The 1,281-nt window shown below is 62.3% G+C and carries 1 protein-coding gene; it reads right to left on the bottom strand.

What is annotated here, in order from left to right:
• Window positions 1–1,281: acyl-CoA dehydrogenase family protein (locus tag QLG10_RS07890; RefSeq protein ID WP_282486620.1), on the bottom strand; the 1,281-nt coding region annotated here is incomplete at both ends.

Here is a 1,281-nt window from a genome sequence, read left to right as displayed (position 1 = left end):
TTGCTCCTGGCCCCACTCACGGATATAACCGTGGCCGCCGAATACCTGCTGGCCGTGAACCGTGGTTTCCAGGCCCAGATCGGTGAGGAACGCCTTGGCCACCGGCGTCAATAAGGCCACCAGGTCTTCCGCACGCTTGCGGGTGGTGGCGTCTTCGCTGAACTTGGCGGTGTCCAATTGCATGGCGACGTAGGTCGAGAAAGCGCGGCCACCTTCGTTCGCGGCTTTCATGGTCAGCAACATGCGACGCACGTCCGGGTGGACGATGATCGGGTCAGCGACTTTGTCTTTGTTCTGCGCGCCGGTTGGCGAACGGCTCTGCAGACGATCACGAGCGTACTCGACAGCGTTCTGATAGGAGCGCTCGCCGGTGGCCAGGCCCTGGATGCCGACGCCCAGACGCTCGTAGTTCATCATGGTGAACATCGCCGCCAGGCCTTTGTTCGGCTCGCCGACCAGGTAACCCACGGCTTCGTCGAAGTTCATTACGCAGGTCGCTGAGGCCTGGATGCCCATCTTGTGTTCGATCGAGCCGCAGTTGGCCGGGTTGCGCGCACCCAGGCTGCCATCGGCATTGACCATGAACTTGGGCACCAGGAACAGCGAAATCCCTTTAGGTCCAGCCGGCGCATCGGGCAGTTTGGCCAGCACCAGGTGGATGATGTTCTCGGTCAGGTCGTGTTCGCCGCCAGTGATGAAGATCTTGGTGCCGCTGACCTTGTAGGAACCGTCGGCCTGAGGCTCGGCCTTGGTGCGGATGATCCCCAGGTCGGTGCCGGCGTGCGGTTCGGTCAGGCACATGGAACCGGCCCAGACCCCGGCGTACATGTTCGGCAGGTAGGCGGCCTTCAGCTCTTCGCTGGCGTGGGCGTTGATCGACAGGCAGGCGCCAGCGGTCAACATCGGGTACAGACCAAACGCCAGGCTGGCCGAGTTGACCATTTCCTCGACCTGGGCCGAAACGGCCTTGGGCATACCCATGCCGCCGTAGGCCGGATCTCCACCAACACCGACCCAACCACCTTCAGCGTAGGTTTGGTAAGCCTGAGGGAAACCCGCCGGCGTGGTGACAGCACCGTCCGCCCAGTGGCAACCTTCCTCGTCAGCGGCACGGCTCAGGGGCGCAACGCTTTTACTGGTGACCTTGCCGGCTTCTTCGAGAATGGCTTCGACCGTTTCAGCATCAATGGAATCGGCCAATGCTGGCAGCTCGGCCCAGAGTTTGGCGACCTCGAACACCTCATTGAGGACGAAGCGCATATCGCGCAGGGGCGCTTTGTA

Source organism: Pseudomonas sp. V98_8, assembly GCF_029967975.1.
Classification (GTDB): domain Bacteria; phylum Pseudomonadota; class Gammaproteobacteria; order Pseudomonadales; family Pseudomonadaceae; genus Aquipseudomonas; species Aquipseudomonas umsongensis.
Note: the sequence above shows the minus strand (reverse complement) of the source record. Positions and strands in the feature narration are given on the sequence as shown.